The organism is Echinicola salinicaeni, from assembly GCF_014280965.1.
GTDB classification, from domain to species: domain Bacteria; phylum Bacteroidota; class Bacteroidia; order Cytophagales; family Cyclobacteriaceae; genus Echinicola; species Echinicola salinicaeni.
The window spans coordinates 487499-502276 of sequence record NZ_JACODZ010000003.1 but is presented as its reverse complement, the minus strand read 5'-3'; the positions used below and the strand labels follow the sequence as shown (position 1 = coordinate 502276).

At 40.6% G+C, this 14778-nt stretch carries 13 protein-coding genes; 2 read left to right on the top strand and 11 right to left on the bottom strand.

The window, feature by feature from the left end; all coding sequences use genetic code 11:
- Positions 1 to 31: 31 nt before the first annotated feature.
- The 4 genes from H7U17_RS07765 to H7U17_RS07750 all read right to left on the bottom strand — a co-directional run bounded on the left by H7U17_RS07765 (position 32) and on the right by H7U17_RS07750 (position 5101).
- Positions 32 to 1183, bottom strand: a complete 1152-nt coding sequence (locus H7U17_RS07765) for a 6-bladed beta-propeller (RefSeq protein ID WP_186756099.1) — start codon at positions 1181 to 1183, stop codon at positions 32 to 34.
- Positions 1184 to 1251: 68 nt separating this feature from the next.
- A complete protein-coding gene (locus H7U17_RS07760) occupies positions 1252 to 1989 on the bottom strand; it encodes an MIP/aquaporin family protein (RefSeq protein WP_186756098.1) in 738 nt (245 codons plus the stop codon).
- A 39-nt stretch (positions 1990 to 2028) separates the two neighbouring features.
- Positions 2029 to 3531 carry a glycerol kinase GlpK gene (glpK, locus tag H7U17_RS07755; protein WP_186756097.1) on the bottom strand — a complete coding sequence of 501 codons (1503 nt, stop codon included), beginning with the start codon at positions 3529 to 3531 and terminating at the stop codon, positions 2029 to 2031.
- A 10-nt stretch (positions 3532 to 3541) separates the two neighbouring features.
- Positions 3542 to 5101, bottom strand: a complete 1560-nt coding sequence (locus tag H7U17_RS07750; protein ID WP_186756095.1) for a glycerol-3-phosphate dehydrogenase/oxidase — start codon at positions 5099 to 5101, stop codon at positions 3542 to 3544.
- Between the two features lie 121 nt (positions 5102 to 5222).
- On the opposite strand from H7U17_RS07750, the gene H7U17_RS07745 reads away from it, so the two are divergent.
- The gene (locus H7U17_RS07745) at positions 5223 to 5984 is read left to right on the top strand and encodes a DeoR/GlpR family DNA-binding transcription regulator (RefSeq protein ID WP_186756094.1); all 762 of its coding nucleotides are present in this window, start codon (positions 5223 to 5225) and stop codon (positions 5982 to 5984) included.
- 11 nt (positions 5985 to 5995) lie between these two features.
- Here H7U17_RS07745 and H7U17_RS07740 read toward each other — a convergent pair whose 3' ends face one another.
- Entirely contained in the window at positions 5996 to 6370 is a 375-nt protein-coding gene (locus H7U17_RS07740) for a co-chaperone GroES (protein WP_186756092.1), read from the bottom strand.
- A 92-nt stretch (positions 6371 to 6462) separates the two neighbouring features.
- A complete protein-coding gene (gene dnaK / locus H7U17_RS07735) occupies positions 6463 to 8394 on the bottom strand; it encodes a molecular chaperone DnaK (RefSeq protein WP_186756091.1) in 1932 nt (643 codons plus the stop codon).
- Between the two features lie 689 nt (positions 8395 to 9083).
- Here dnaK and H7U17_RS07730 point away from each other — a divergent pair.
- Positions 9084 to 9878, top strand: a complete 795-nt coding sequence (locus tag H7U17_RS07730) for an MOSC domain-containing protein (RefSeq protein ID WP_186756090.1) — start codon at positions 9084 to 9086, stop codon at positions 9876 to 9878.
- Positions 9879 to 9932: 54 nt separating this feature from the next.
- On the opposite strand, the gene hemE is transcribed toward H7U17_RS07730, so the two are convergent.
- The 5 genes from hemE to H7U17_RS07705 form a co-directional block, all read right to left on the bottom strand.
- Positions 9933 to 10982 carry a uroporphyrinogen decarboxylase gene (gene hemE / locus H7U17_RS07725; protein WP_186756088.1) on the bottom strand — a complete coding sequence of 350 codons (1050 nt, stop codon included), beginning with the start codon at positions 10980 to 10982 and terminating at the stop codon, positions 9933 to 9935.
- Between the two features lie 120 nt (positions 10983 to 11102).
- On the bottom strand, positions 11103 to 11615 hold the full coding sequence (locus tag H7U17_RS07720) for a hypothetical protein (RefSeq protein WP_186756086.1): 513 nt from the start codon (positions 11613 to 11615) through the stop codon (positions 11103 to 11105).
- Between the two features lie 125 nt (positions 11616 to 11740).
- Complete coding sequence (locus tag H7U17_RS07715; RefSeq protein WP_186756085.1) at positions 11741 to 12259, bottom strand: GyrI-like domain-containing protein; 519 nt, start codon at positions 12257 to 12259, stop codon at positions 11741 to 11743.
- Between the two features lie 75 nt (positions 12260 to 12334).
- Positions 12335 to 12916 (bottom strand): hypothetical protein, encoded by a 582-nt coding sequence (locus H7U17_RS07710; protein ID WP_186756083.1) that lies wholly within the window; start codon positions 12914 to 12916, stop codon positions 12335 to 12337.
- An 80-nt stretch (positions 12917 to 12996) separates the two neighbouring features.
- The gene (locus H7U17_RS07705; RefSeq protein WP_186756082.1) at positions 12997 to 14769 is read right to left on the bottom strand and encodes an ABC transporter ATP-binding protein; all 1773 of its coding nucleotides are present in this window, start codon (positions 14767 to 14769) and stop codon (positions 12997 to 12999) included.
- Positions 14770 to 14778 lie beyond the last annotated feature (9 nt).

Below are 14778 nucleotides of genomic sequence, written 5' to 3'. Positions count from 1 at the left end.
AAGCGAACCAAAATTGGTTCGCTTTTTTTTATCATTTAAAACTGACCTCTACTAGATAATAACCTTCCAAATCTTTTATTTTCTCCTGAAATGGACTGTTTTCCATAAGGATATATTCCTTCAATAAAGCTCCTTGCCAAACACCGACAAACATTTCACTTTCCTCATCCACCACCTGAATAGGAGGCAGTGCCATATGATAACGATCCTTTTCAACGAGTGCCCTTCCATTAGAAATCACTTTATTTCCTGATTTTGAATAGAGAGAATAGAAACCCTTATAATTTTCATCAATTGAATTGATAACAACATATTTACTTGACTCTTTCCAACTCCCCGCAAATCCTGCCTTTCCCTGAAAAACAGCCCTTGTTTTCTTAAAGTCTATGCCTTTTGATTTAAAAACTGATTCATTAGGTAAAATGATTTCTTCTTCCCAATTATCCGGAATAGGGTTAGGCTGGTATTGAATAACAAAACGTTTTTCCAAAACACCTGGTGATTGCACATGATAAATAGTTGGATCAAAATTTTGATAAAATCTTATTGAATCCCTATATCTCTCAAATGGACTTATTGGAGTAGTCACTAAAGCTCCGTCTAATTCAGGAGAATAATCCAATGCCGTATTTTTTAGCCCGAAATCCTTATCTAAAAACCCCAATTTATAATGTACTTTATTAAATGGGCCATTGTGATGGCTAAATGATTTAAATCCAACATAACCTTGCCCTCCAACCATAGGAATTACATTATTAAAAATGAGCAGATCTTTGGTCCTAAATGAACTGTCAGCAATAAATTCCTTATCAAAAACCACAATTTTTTTCAGGTTGAAATCATAGATTTCCAAACAGCCTTCTTCATTTAACCAATAATCATTTATTTGCCGTACTTCTAATGGCCCCGGCCCTTTCTCACCCACTTGCTTGACCAACTTCCCCAGCCTATCATAGACTTTGACTTCACCTGAATTAAATCGATCAAATAAGATATAATGATCCTTTGTAATCAAAACCCTATCCGCTCCCTTTAAATAATTACCATCTTTGTCTTCAAGTGGCACAAAACGGATTTCTTTAATTATAGAAGAGATGTCCACACTATCCTCAATTTCCTCAGTATTGATAACTATGGTCTCTACATCATTTTTGATTGTTTCTTTAGCCTGAGTGCAGGCCACTAATTAAGCCAGCGCTAAAAAATAAAATCTTCTCATTGGATAAAAATTCCATTTTAGTTTGACAAAAATTAACTCGTGCCCAAAAATAAATACAAAATAGCCGCCAAACAGGCCCCTGTCAATGGCCCCAAAATAGGCACCCAGCTATAGGTCCAATCACTACTCCCTTTCCCCTTGATAGGCAGAAACTGGTGGGCAATCCTCGGTCCTAAATCCCTGGCGGGATTAATAGCATAACCAGTAGTTCCGCCCATAGCCAAACCAATCACCCACACCAAAAATGCCACTGGCAAGGCACCTAATGCCCCAAGGCCAATCGGCGTATTATTCCCATCCTCCAATTGCGCACCTGTAGAATACAGTATCACAAAAATCAATATAAAGGTCCCTACTACCTCAGAAATAAAATTGGAGGTATAATTCCTAATCGCTGGAGCTGTCGCAAATGGAGCAAATTTAAGCCCTTTATCCTCCGTAATATCAAAATGATCCTTGTATACCAACCAAGCTATAAAAGCGCCAAAACAAGCCCCCAAAACTTGTGACAGCACATACCCCGGAACAAGCCCCCAATCAAATAAACCCGCTACAGCTAAACCTACGCTAACTGCAGGATTGATATGGGCACCACTGTATGGACCAGCCACCACCACAGCCACAAACACCGCCAATGCCCAAGCAGTGGTTATCACGATCCAACCACTTTGGTACCCTTTGGTTTCTTTTAAAACCACATTGGCGACCACCCCGGAACCTAGCGAGATCAAAAGGGCAGTACCAATAAATTCAGCTACGTATATATTCATCGTTTATCTTATTATTGAGATGTGTTGAAAAATATAAAATCAGGATTCCTCCCAATTCTTAGACCTGTCTACTGCCTTATGCCAGAAATGTAACTTTTCAGCCACGGCCTCATTGGTTTTCTGTGCACTAAAACATGCATCTTCTTCCCATAATTGCTGCAAAGTAGCTTCACTATCCCAATAACCAACAGCCAAACCTGCCAAAAACGCAGCTCCCAAAGCGGTAGTTTCAGTAACCTTGGGTCGCCTAATATCACTCCTTACCAAATCTGCTTGAAATTGCATCAAAAAGTTATTGGCAGACGCTCCCCCATCAACACGCATTTCAATAGTTTTCCCTCCTGCATCCTTTTCCATAGCATTCAGTACATCATATACTTGAAAAGCCACCGCTTCTAATGCTGCCCTTGTAAAATGCGCCCGATTAGTCCCTCTTGTAATCCCAAAAAACGCCCCTCTGGCATCTTGATCCCAATATGGCGCACCCAGGCCTGTCAAAGCAGGAACAAAATAAACTCCCCCACTATCCTCGACTTCCTGGGCAAGAGATTCGCTTTCCTTTGCATCATGGATGATTTTTATCCCATCCCTTAACCATTGAATGGCCGCACCGCCAACAAACACACTACCCTCTAAAGCATATTTAACTTTGCCCTTGATTTCCCAAGCTATTGTTGTCAACAATCGATTATTGGAATCCACTGGCTTCTCCCCAGTATTCATCACTAAAAAGCAACCTGTACCATAAGTGGTCTTGGCCATTCCTGATTCAGTACATAGCTGCCCAAAGAGCGCTGCCTGCTGATCTCCCGCGATCCCAGCGATAGGGATTTTCGTAGACAAAACATCCCCTGCAGTCTCACAATAAACCTCACTACAGGATTTCACCTCTGGTAAAATGGACTCAGGAATATCAAACAAGGCCAATAATTCTTTATCCCATTGTCTCTCATGGATATTGAACAACATGGTCCTACTAGCATTAGTAATATCAGTTATATGAGTTTTTCCCTTGGTCAACTTCCATACCAGCCAACTATCCACTGTACCAAAACAAACCCTTCCCTGCTCCGCTTTTTCTCTTAGTCCTTCTACATGATCTAAAATCCACTTGATCTTGGTTGCTGAAAAATAAGCGTCAATGACCAAGCCAGTTTTAGACCTTATCATATCAGCAAGTCCTTTGTTATTTAATTCATTACAATATGCAGACGTTCTACGATCTTGCCATACGATAGCATTATAGAGGGGCTTACCAGTTTCTCTATCCCATAAAATTGTCGTTTCACGCTGATTGGTAATCCCCATTCCTGCAATCTGTTTTGGAGAAATTTCGGTCTCTGCTATCAGCTCCAAAATTACGGAAGACTGAGAAGTCCAAATTTCTGTCGGGTCATGCTCTACCCAACCTGACTGGGGAAAATACTGTTTAAAATCCTTTTGAGTCATCCCTACTGGCTGACCAGATTGATCAAAAAGTATTGCCCTGGAACTGGTAGTCCCCTGATCCAAGGCTAAAATGTACTGCTTACTTTGGGTCATGGTTATATTGTTAAATCATATATTTATTTGCTGTTTTCTTAAATGCTTCCAACTCACTCATTATCCACTCCTCACCTTGCTTCAACTCTCCTGCCATCACTTCCGCTACTAAAGGAGCCATATCACATGCCGCTTTGGCATCCAAAAACAATATCCTCATCCTTCGGGCCAGCATATCCTCCAACTTCATAGCCATCTCCTTCCTTACGGCCCAAACCACTTCTCCGACAGTATATGGATAGTCCTTGTGAAGAACCTTAGCATACCCAGGTTCATCTTTGATCATTTGCAGGAGTTCCGTCGCATCTGCACCATATTGCTTCCAATGCCCTTCCAAAAGAACAGGCCCAAAACCATGTATCCGTTCTTTCCAAGACGCACTTTTCCTTACACTTTTACCGGTTAAACCTGAAAAACAGTCCACCGTATCCTCTCCCATTTTCCTGAAGGTAGTCCATTTGCCACCCGTCAAAGTCACCAAGCCAGATGAAGAAACAATCACCTTATGATTTCTCGAAATCTCCTTGGTCTTTGCATTTCCTTCCTTCGGAGCTGCTAAAGGTCTCAAACCTGCAAAAACGGCAAGTACATCCTTTCTAGTAGGCTTCTTAAGCAAATATAAACCTGCAGTCTGAAGTATAAAATCAATTTCTCTGGACAAAGCCTCCGGTTCAAGCTTGGCCTTTTTTCGCAAGGTATCTGTTGTACCCACTACCAACTTCCCTAACCAAGGCACCGCAAACAAAACCCTACCATCACTAGTTTGAGGAATCATTAATGCATCTTCACTCCCCAAAAACTCCAAAGGCAAAACTAAATGAACACCTTGACTTGGCCGGATCATTTTTGGAGCATCCGGCTCATCCAACTTCAATATTTTATCTGCAAAAACCCCAGTAGCATTGACCACCATTCGCGCATGCACCTCATAACTCTCCTTTCCCAAAACATCTTTCACCCTTACACCATTTATCCTCCCATCACCTGATTTTAACAAAGAGGTCACTTTGGCATAATTAAGCACATTTCCTCCCAAATCATCACAAGTCTGAGCCACACTCAAGGCTAACCTTGCATCATCAAATGCACCGTCGTGATAAACCACACCACCCAACAAGCCTTCTTGCATTACCGTCGGCAAGCGTCTTTTCACCTCCTGCTTTGAAATATAATAGGAATCCCCCAAACTTAACCTACCACTCATCCAATCATAAACCTTTAAGCCTATGGTATATTTCAATTTATCCCAATACGAATATATAGGTATAAGAAAAGGCTGTACACTTGCCAAGTGTGGTGCATTTCGGAGAATTCTCCCCCTTTCACGTAAGGCTTCCCATACCAAGAATACATCACCCTGCGCCAAGTACCTCACGCCTCCATGAACTAACTTAGTACTTCTGCTAGAGGTCCCTTTGGCAAAATCACTCCCTTCAAGCAGCAATACGCTAAGCCCTCTGGACAAGGCATCCAAAGCCACTCCTAAACCTGAGGCTCCACCTCCAATCACCACAATATCCCAAGCCTCGTTCGCTTCCTTTAATTTCCTTATATTTCCTAATCTATCCATAAAAACTGATTAACACCTGAAAAGTAATACAAAAAGAAATAAATAGAAACAAAAAGATACAAAACAATTAAATTTAGGTTAAAACAAATCTTTAGGAATAATTGATTATTTTCGTTTCATCATGACGATAGCAGAAAGACATAAGTTAATATTGGAAAAATTGGACCAAGAAGGGTATGTAAGTGTATCCGAGCTGAGTAAAAGCATGAAGGTCACCATGGTAACTGTACGAAAAGACCTCAAAATCCTTGAAGACAAAGGACTGCTCTATCGGACCCATGGAAGCGCTACTCCGGTACCTCCATATGTAAACGATCGGTCTGTAAATGAAAAACAGCTTGAAAAAGTTGACGAAAAGAAACGAATAGCCCAAAAAGCAGCAGAAATGATACTTCAAGATGATGCCATCATCATCGGGTCTGGAACCACTGTTGTTGCCTTTGCCCAGGTCATCCCTAAAAACCTACGCTTGACCGTGCTTACAGCTGCCATGAACGTCACCATGTCATTAATTGACCTTCCAGAAGTAGAAGTGGTCCAATTGGGTGGAGTTGTAAGAAAAAGTAGTTCCTCTGTCGTTGGATATTATGCGGAGAACATGATGAAACAGTTTTCCTGCAGCAAGCTTTTCCTAGGAGCAGACGGCATCAGCATGGACCATGGGCTCAGCACTTCCAATATGATGGAAGCCCATCTAAACGCACAAATGATCAAGTCCGTCCAAAAAACCATCGTATTGGCAGATTCCAGTAAATTTGAAAGAAAGGGGTTTGGGAAAATATGTGATATAGAAGACATCGATGAAGTGATTACCGATAAAGGCACGCCAAGTCACTTCATTAAAAAGTTAGAAGAAAAAGGCATCACTGTCACCATAGTATAAAAAAGGAGCTTTTAAAGCTCCTCTTCTCTTTCCAACATCAGTATAGCATTTTGGGATACGATATAAAACTTCTCTTCCTCATAAATCACCTCATGCGCGCCATTCAATAAAAAAATAGCCAAATCACCTTCTTTCGCCTGCAAAGGAATATATCGAATATTCTCCTCTTTTTCCTTCCAAGGCTCATCCTCCTCTACATGCATTGGAATAGGATAACCAGGACCGGTCTTGATAATATAACCTTGCTGTACCTGTTCCTTTTCTTTTACACCTGGTGGCAAATAAAGCCCACTAGAAGTTTTTTCCCCGGCCTTTTTGAGCTTGATCAGCACTCGATCTCCCACAACTACCAGTTTTTTCAACTTATTATCTTCAGTTATGCGCATAACTCCTAAGCTTTTGTCAATTACTTTTAAAAACAAAAAGCACCTCGAAAAAAAATCGAGATGCTTTTCTTTATACTTGATCCCGAAGAAAATTATTTCTTGTCTTCTTCGTTTACTTCTTCATAATCTACATCAGAAACACTGTCTCCTGCTTCCGCACCACCGTCTGCACTAGCTCCGGCACCTGCTCCAGCAGCACCTTCAGCACCTGCTCCTTGAGTAGCATTGTACATTTCTGTAGAAGCTGCTTCCCAAGCTTTATTTAACTCTTCAATAGCTGGAGTGATCGCTTCCAAATCCTGAGCTTGGTGAGCTGTTTTCAATTTCTCCAAAGCACCATTAATATTGGTTTTGTTTCCATCGGAAAGCTTATCTCCAAACTCCTTCAATTGCTTTTCAGTCTGGAAGATCAAACTGTCAGCTTGGTTAAGCTTTTCAATTTTTTCTTTTTCCTCTTTATCAGAAGCTGCATTGGCCTCAGCTTCTTTTTTCATTCTTTCGATTTCCTCATCAGAAAGACCGGAAGAAGCTTCAATCTTAATTTTCTGCTCTTTACCAGTTCCTTTGTCTTTGGCAGACACATGAAGGATACCATTCGCATCAATATCGAAAGTTACTTCGATTTGAGGCACTCCTCTTGGCGCTGGCGGAATATCGCTCAACTGGAACCTACCGATACTTCTGTTATCCTTTGCCAAAGGTCTTTCACCTTGAAGCACATGGATATCTACTGCAGGTTGATTGTCAGCAGCAGTTGAGAAGGTCTCAGACTTCTTAGATGGAATGGTAGTGTTGGCTTCGATCAATTTGGTGAATACACCACCCATTGTCTCGATACCCAAAGAAAGCGGAGTCACATCAAGTAACAATACATCTTTCACTTCACCGGTCAATACACCACCTTGGATGGCAGCACCAATCGCCACTACCTCATCAGGGTTAACGCCTTTAGATGGCTTTTTACCGAAGAACTTCTCTACTTCTTCCTGAATTTTAGGGATTCTTGTAGAACCACCTACCAAGATCACTTCGTCAATTTCAGAAGCAGACATTCCTGCATCTGACAAGGCCTTCTTACAAGGCTCCATAGATCTTTTCACCAAGTCTTCAGATAATTGCTCAAACTTAGATCTAGAAAGATTCCTTACCAAGTGCTTAGGACCAGTTTGCGTAGCTGTGATATATGGCAGGTTGATTTCTGTAGATGAAGAACTTGAAAGTTCAATCTTAGCTTTCTCAGCAGCTTCCTTCAATCTTTGAAGGGCCATTGGGTCTTGCTTCAAGTCAATGTCTTCCTCAGCTTTGAATTCATCCGCTAACCAGTTGATGATTACTTGGTCAAAGTCATCCCCACCCAAGTGAACATCACCGTTGGTAGATTTTACTTCAAACACACCATCTCCAAGCTCAAGAATAGAGATATCAAAGGTACCACCACCAAGGTCATACACAGCGATTTTCATATCTCTGTCTTTCTTGTCCATACCATAGGCTAGGGCAGCTGCAGTAGGCTCATTGATGATTCTTTTCACATCCAAACCTGCAATCTGGCCAGCTTCTTTTGTGGCATGACGCTCAGCATCGTTAAAGTAAGCCGGAACAGTAATTACTGCTTCAGTTACTTCCTGTCCCAAGAAATCCTCAGCGGTAGACTTCATTTTTTGAAGAATCATAGCTGAAAGCTCTTGAGGAGTATAAGATCTGTCTCCAATTTTTATAGCTACAGTATCATTAGAACCTTTTTCTACTTTATATGAAGCATGCTTTTTCTCATCAGAAACCTCAGAGAATTTTTTACCCATAAACCTTTTCACTGAAGAAATGGTGTTTGCTGGGTTGGTGATAGCCTGCCTCTTGGCGGGATCTCCCACTTTTCTTTCTCCGTTTCCATTGTCCAAAAATGCAACAATAGAAGGGGTTGTTCTTCTTCCCTCACTGTTCTGGATTACCACTGGTTCGTTACCTTCCATTACGGCAACGCAAGAGTTAGTGGTTCCCAAGTCTATACCGATAATTTTTCCCATAACTTTTTATATTTCTTTATTGCTGTTTTCTATATGATTACTCGAAAACATATTTAACAAGTCATGTGCCAAGCGCTAATTCTTAATTTTCTGTGTCAGATTGTCAGCAAACATGACAAACAACTTAGATTTCGGTATAAAAATCTGTCAAGCCACCCATGAACAGGAGACATTGGAATGTTATTTTGTCAACCCTACTTTTTCTAGACAGAATTATAAACCAATATCCATCACTTAAATTCCCCTGTTAGTCACATTTATTATTATTTTTCTGTTTTATTAAGGTACTTGGTGCAACCATTTGATACTTATTGGCATCTATAAAGTGAAAGCTTTAGAAAAGAGCACGAATCAATATCATTGACACTTTTAAAACTTGACAAATGATATACTATCTCCTTAATAAAAACTTGACCGATGGAAACTTCGAAAAATAGAGAACGGATAAGATGGGCAATTGTCTTTTTAATAGGCTTGATAGTATCCTTGATCCTATCTGATAGTGAAAAGGAATCCGAAACACCCAGCAATTTGAGCCAAACCGACTCTATTCCTTCAATAGATAAATTAAAACAACCCTTGGAACAAATATTTCACCCTTCCATTTCCCCAAGAAAGGAAAAACAAATAGGACATTTATTTTACTGTTTTTTCTGATTATCATCTAACTTAGTTGGCAAAAGCCACTTATGAAGATCCAAGACATTTATATTTACCCCATTAAGTCATTGGGAGGAATTAGATTACAGGAATCCGAAGTCCTAACCAAAGGCTTTAAATGGGATCGTAGATGGATGTTGGTAGATGAACAGGGCACTTTTCTCAGCCAACGTAGCCTGCACCACATGGCTTTATTACAAGTCGATTTACAAGAAAATGGATTAAAGGTTTTTCATAAGACCAAACAAGACCAATACATTAACATCCCTTTTACTCCAGAAACAGACGATTTTATCCAAGTTCAGGTCTGGGGCGATAGCCTTTTGGGCCAAATTGTCAGCACAAAGGCCAACCAATGGTTTTCTGAGGTCTTAAATATTAACTGCCAACTTATCTTTATGCCTGAGGACAGCTTTCGGCCAATAGAAGAAAAATATTCGGTCGACAATGAAACTGTCAGCTTTGCAGATGCAATGCCTTATCTTTTAATCGGACAAGGTTCCTTAGATGACCTAAACTCAAGATTGGAAAATCCTGTTCCTATGGAACGGTTCAGGCCTAACCTGGTATTCAGCGGCGGTAAAGCTTTCCAAGAAGATGATTGGTCGAATATTCAAATTGGAGATTGTAGTTTTAAGATCACGAAACCATGCGCCAGATGCGTATTGACCACTGTAGATCAAAACACTGGCCTTAAAGGGAAAGAACCGCTAAAGACCTTATCTGCCTATAGGCGCAAAAACAATAAGGTACTGTTTGGACAAAACCTTATTTCCTTAAAAAACGGAACAGTCAAGGTGGGCGATGAGCTAATTGTCAAATAAAAAAGCCTCCACCAAACAGGCGAAGGCTTTAAATATTATGTTTTTCTAAATTTCTTAGACCTTTTCTGCTCTCATTTGGGTACTGTATTCCTTCACGGTGTTGATGAACACCTTAACTTTCTCAGGGTCTATATCTGGATAAACACCATGGCCCAAATTGGCAATATGCCTTCCTGTCCCAAACTGGTCCAACATCCTCTTGGTGGCCGCCTCTACTTCATCAGCCGAACCATATAGTGCAGCAGGATCTAAATTACCCTGTAGTGTTTTACCTGGACCAATTAATCTCCTTGACTCTTCAATCCCCATATTCCAATCGAGTCCGATAGTCTCACAGTTCAACTTGGCCATTTCTTCACGAGCAAAGAAAGCACCCTTTGCAAATACTGTCACAGGAACCTCGGTAATGGCATCACATATGGCCGAAATATATTTCAAGGAATATTTCTGATAATGATCTGGAGGAAGGATCCCTGCCCAGCTATCAAATACTTGAACTATATCAGCACCGGCAGCAATCTGCGCCTTAAGATAATTGATGGTCGACTTGGTGATCATATCCAAAAGCGTTTCAGCCAAATCTGGATCTTGATAGAGCATGGCCCTAGACTTAGAAAAAGTCTTACTGCCCGAACCTTCTACCATATAAGCGAAAATCGTCCACGGCGCACCTGCAAATCCAATCAATGGCACTCGACCATTCAAGGCCTTCTTGGTGATCTTAATCGCTTCTATAACATAACTAAGGTCATCCACACCATCTGCAATCCGAAGCTTTTTCAAATCAGCAGCAGAAGAAACCGTATCAGGGAATTTAGGACCGCGTTTTTCAATCATCTCATAAGGCAAGCCCATTGCTTCTGGGATCACCAAAATGTCCGAAAAAATAATGGCCGCATCCACCCCTAGCAAATCCACAGGCTGAATGGTCACTTCAGCAGCCAAATCTGGTGTCTGAGCTAATTCAATAAAGCCACTTACACTACTTCTCACTTCACGGTATTCCGGCAAAATCCTCCCAGCCTGCCTCATCAACCAAACTGGCGTTCTTTCTACTTGCTCCCCGCGGGCAGCCCTTAATAACAAGTCATTTTTAAATTGCATGGCACAAAGATAGTTGATGAAAAGAAATAATACGAACCCTTTTTGGCAATTGGATGGACAGAAATAAAAAAAGCCGTTAAGATCTTTATCTCAACGGCTTTAAGGTTCCTTTATTTGATATTATTTCTTTTGAAAGTCTTCTTCGGTAATCCCAAAGTGCTTCATTGTCGCCTCAAAATCCGAGAAATCCATTCTAGCATCTACCAAATCAGCAGGAATGATCACTCCTCTAAAGGTCAAACCATCTGTCCAGTAAGGATCCAACTGTGTGAAATCAATTGCTCCATCCATAAAGACGCTGAAATCAACCGGGGTATAATCAAAGTTATACACTAAAATCCCCTCATTGAAATAGAAAGTCTGAGGAAGCAATCTCCAGGCAAAACTATCTTCATAAACTGGAGAAGCCTCTTCCATATAAATCAGCAATGCATCACCATCCACTAAAGGCTCTGTAAATTCAAATAATTCAGCAAAAGCATTCTCGTCATTGAAATCAATCGTCATCTCAAATGCCTCTCCAACAATCAATCCTCCATCCACACCCGGAGGTCCTTGAGGTCCTTCTGGCCCTTCACAGCCTTGAAAAATCATGGCTGAAGCTACAAACAATACTAACAATAATCTTTTCATAGTTGAGATAGTTTACACTTCTAATCAATTCCTATCAGGACCCAAAGGAAGGATAATTTTCCAAATATCCAAAATGCCCCAACATTTTAACAATAACTAAAACCGTACCAGTTTTATTGTATTCTTTAGTCAGCTTTTCTTAATGGGGCTATTACCTGGACATGATCTTCTGTTAATAGCCTATCAATAAACAGGCCTTGAAGCTCCCATCCATTATCAGCGGCAAATCCCCTCAACTCATCCTTGACCGTCTCGGGTCTTGGCATCACCAGTTTATTCACCTTAAGGTCTGCAACTAATGCTTGTGCTGCTTGAATAGTTTTTTCCTCCCAATCCTTTCCAAGCTGATCATCCAAGCGATCTAAGCCCACAAACACTTTCATGGTATCCAATTTCCCTGCTGGCTCTACATAATAAATGGTATGCATTACCGCCTCGGGATTAGCTTCCTTGAGGCTTTCTACTTGCTCAAAAGTTTTCTTGAGGCCTTCATCTTGCGGGGTTCCCCTATAGGTCAAACCATATAATTTGAATTCACCCAATGATTTGCTCTCTATCGGTATTGCCTCAAAACCACCCAGATAGGCAAAGGCTCCAAGCCCAAGCAAACCTACTATCGCCACGATAATCGCCGCCTTTTTCATAATTGAATCATTAATTTATAAGGTCACCAATCGCAGGGACTTAAACTTTATTCTTTTCTCTTCTAATCTTTACTCCTAAAAAAGGTACCTGACACCCAAACCGCCCTGCAACTTGATATGACCAGGCCTGTCTACAATTTCCATCATCAAACCTATTTCAGCAAATACGGTAATCGGCAATTCTTCTAAATAATATTCTCCTCCACCAAACACTTCAGGACCAAAATCCACATTATTTCTATTTTCATACCTAAGGATACTGGCGTCTGGTGTTTCATAATAAGCATATTCAACAGACATGCTTCTCAGTTGGAGTCCAGCACCACCATAAGCCAATAGTTTGCCTTCAGTTATATCAAACTCTGAAGTAACATCCTCATGATAGGCCACACGGCCATTTAAGGAAAGGCCTCCTCCTGAGCTGTGGTTAACATAAAATGATCCTGGAGCAGGCTTGTTATTATCAAATACCCTTCTGTAATAGGATGAACTATTGGAACTTCCCCTACCAATCATCGCTTCCAGGGAAATTTTTTCTTCAATAAAAGTTTTGTAAGTAATACTTAAAGGCTCTCCCAACCTCAAACCGATAGATTGTTCTTGAGCAAAGGCCATGACAGGCAAGCTAAAGATGAACAATAGCAATAATCTTTTCATAATAGTGTAAGTGTATTTTAATTCAAACGGTGCAAAATTAATCCCTATTAAGCAATAACTGATCAATAGGCCTCCATATTTTAGCTCACCATGGATTTTAATTGCATCTGATGTAACTGGGCATAGTACCCCTCTTTTTCAAGCAGTGACTCGTGGGTACCCATTTCTTTGATTTCCCCCTTATGCAACACAATGATATTATTTGCCTTTTGGATGGTCGAAAGTCTATGGGCTATAACGATGGAGGTCCTACCTTTCATCATCTTATCTATCGCATTTTGGATTAGTTCTTCGGTTTCTGTATCCACAGATGAGGTGGCTTCATCCAAAATAATGATCTCAGGATTGTATACCATGGCACGAACAAATGAGATCAATTGCCTTTGCCCTACAGAAAGGGTAGCACCACGTTCCATGACATTATAATCCAAGCCCCCAGGTAAACGCTCAATAAATTTTCGGGCCCCAACCAACTCAGCAGCCTCCATGACTTGTTCCCGGGTAATATCCTCATTGCCCAAAGTGATATTATAGTAAATGGTATCAGAAAACAGGAATACATCCTGCAATACCACGCCTATATGCTTTCTTAGCACTCCCAATTCAAATGCTTTAATATCTGTCCCGTCGACTTTAATATTTCCTTTATTGATATCATAAAAACGACTGATCAGATTAATTATGGAGGATTTACCCGCACCCGTGGCTCCAACAAGGGCAACGGTCTCACCATGTTTTACCTTAAAGTTGATATCCTTAAGCACCCACTCCTCATCATTATAGGCAAACCAGACCTTGTCCAATTCAATATTGCCCTTGATCTTTTCTGGAACCAACTTCCCTTCATTTGGAATATGCTCATCACTTTCCAATAACTTAAAGATCCTCGAGGCGCTCACTACCCCCATCTGTAAGGTATTAAATCGATCGGCCAGCATTCTAATAGGTCTAAAAAACAATTGCAGGAACATGATAAATGAAATCAACACCCCCACCTTAAGATCCAAGCCGAAAACACCGGTAGCCCCATACCAAACGACCAAACCTATTCCCACTGCCTGGATAATCTCAGCTACTGGATAATAAATGGCATAATACAATACCGATTTAACATGGGCCTTTTTGTGCTCTGTATTGATTTCCTTAAACTTCCTGTATTCTTCATTCTCACGGTTGAAAATCTGCACTATATTCATTCCCGTAATATGTTCCTGAAGAAATGAATTCAGATTGGAAACAGCATTTCTCACTTCATTAAAAGCCACCTTCACCTTTTCCTTAAACACATAGGTAGATATGATCAGCAAGGGCAAAGTACTTAAACTTACCAGGGTCAACTTCCAGTCTAACCAGAACATTACACCAAGAATAGTAAATAACTGCAAGAGGTCACCGATTATGGCCGCAAGGCCTTCACTAAACACATTGGAAAGTGTTTCTATATCAGAAATATTTCTGGTCACCAGTCGACCAATAGGAGTATTGTCAAAAAACTTCAAACGCATTTTTAACAAATGCTTATAAAGCCCAATCCTAATATCCTTGATAATCACCTGGCCCAGCCATCCTGAAAGATAGGTATGGGCAAATTGCACCACCGCCTGCAAGACCAACAAGCCTACCAAAATCACAATGATAAATATTAAGCCTTCTTTATCACCATATGCCACATAGTCATCTATGGCTTTTTGAATAAAAAGAGGCCTGGTCGGTGCCAAAGCAGCCAATGCAACGGTCAAGAAGATCAAAAAGAAAAATCTCCCCCTATATGGCGATACAAACGTATATAACTTACGGAGCACCTGGGTATCAATGATATCTCCGCTTCTTACATTTTCCTTGTCTAGACTCAAAATCTATTA

Bases quoted from the DNA above. Each gene is read 5' to 3' on its own strand.
- H7U17_RS07760 (WP_186756098.1), bottom strand. From the start codon at position 1,989: ATGAATATATACGTAGCTGAATTTATTGGTACTGCCCTTTTGATCTCG.
- glpK (WP_186756097.1), bottom strand. From the start codon at position 3,531: ATGACCCAAAGTAAGCAGTACATTTTAGCCTTGGATCAGGGGACTACC.
- H7U17_RS07750 (WP_186756095.1), bottom strand. From the start codon at position 5,101: ATGGATAGATTAGGAAATATAAGGAAATTAAAGGAAGCGAACGAGGCT.
- H7U17_RS07745 (WP_186756094.1), top strand. From the start codon at position 5,223: ATGACGATAGCAGAAAGACATAAGTTAATATTGGAAAAATTGGACCAA.
- H7U17_RS07740 (WP_186756092.1), bottom strand. From the start codon at position 6,370: ATGCGCATAACTGAAGATAATAAGTTGAAAAAACTGGTAGTTGTGGGA.
- dnaK (WP_186756091.1), bottom strand. From the start codon at position 8,394: ATGGGAAAAATTATCGGTATAGACTTGGGAACCACTAACTCTTGCGTT.
- H7U17_RS07730 (WP_186756090.1), top strand. From the start codon at position 9,084: ATGAAGATCCAAGACATTTATATTTACCCCATTAAGTCATTGGGAGGA.
- hemE (WP_186756088.1), bottom strand. From the start codon at position 10,982: ATGCAATTTAAAAATGACTTGTTATTAAGGGCTGCCCGCGGGGAGCAA.
- H7U17_RS07720 (WP_186756086.1), bottom strand. From the start codon at position 11,615: ATGAAAAGATTATTGTTAGTATTGTTTGTAGCTTCAGCCATGATTTTT.
- H7U17_RS07715 (WP_186756085.1), bottom strand. From the start codon at position 12,259: ATGAAAAAGGCGGCGATTATCGTGGCGATAGTAGGTTTGCTTGGGCTT.
- H7U17_RS07710 (WP_186756083.1), bottom strand. From the start codon at position 12,916: ATGAAAAGATTATTGCTATTGTTCATCTTTAGCTTGCCTGTCATGGCC.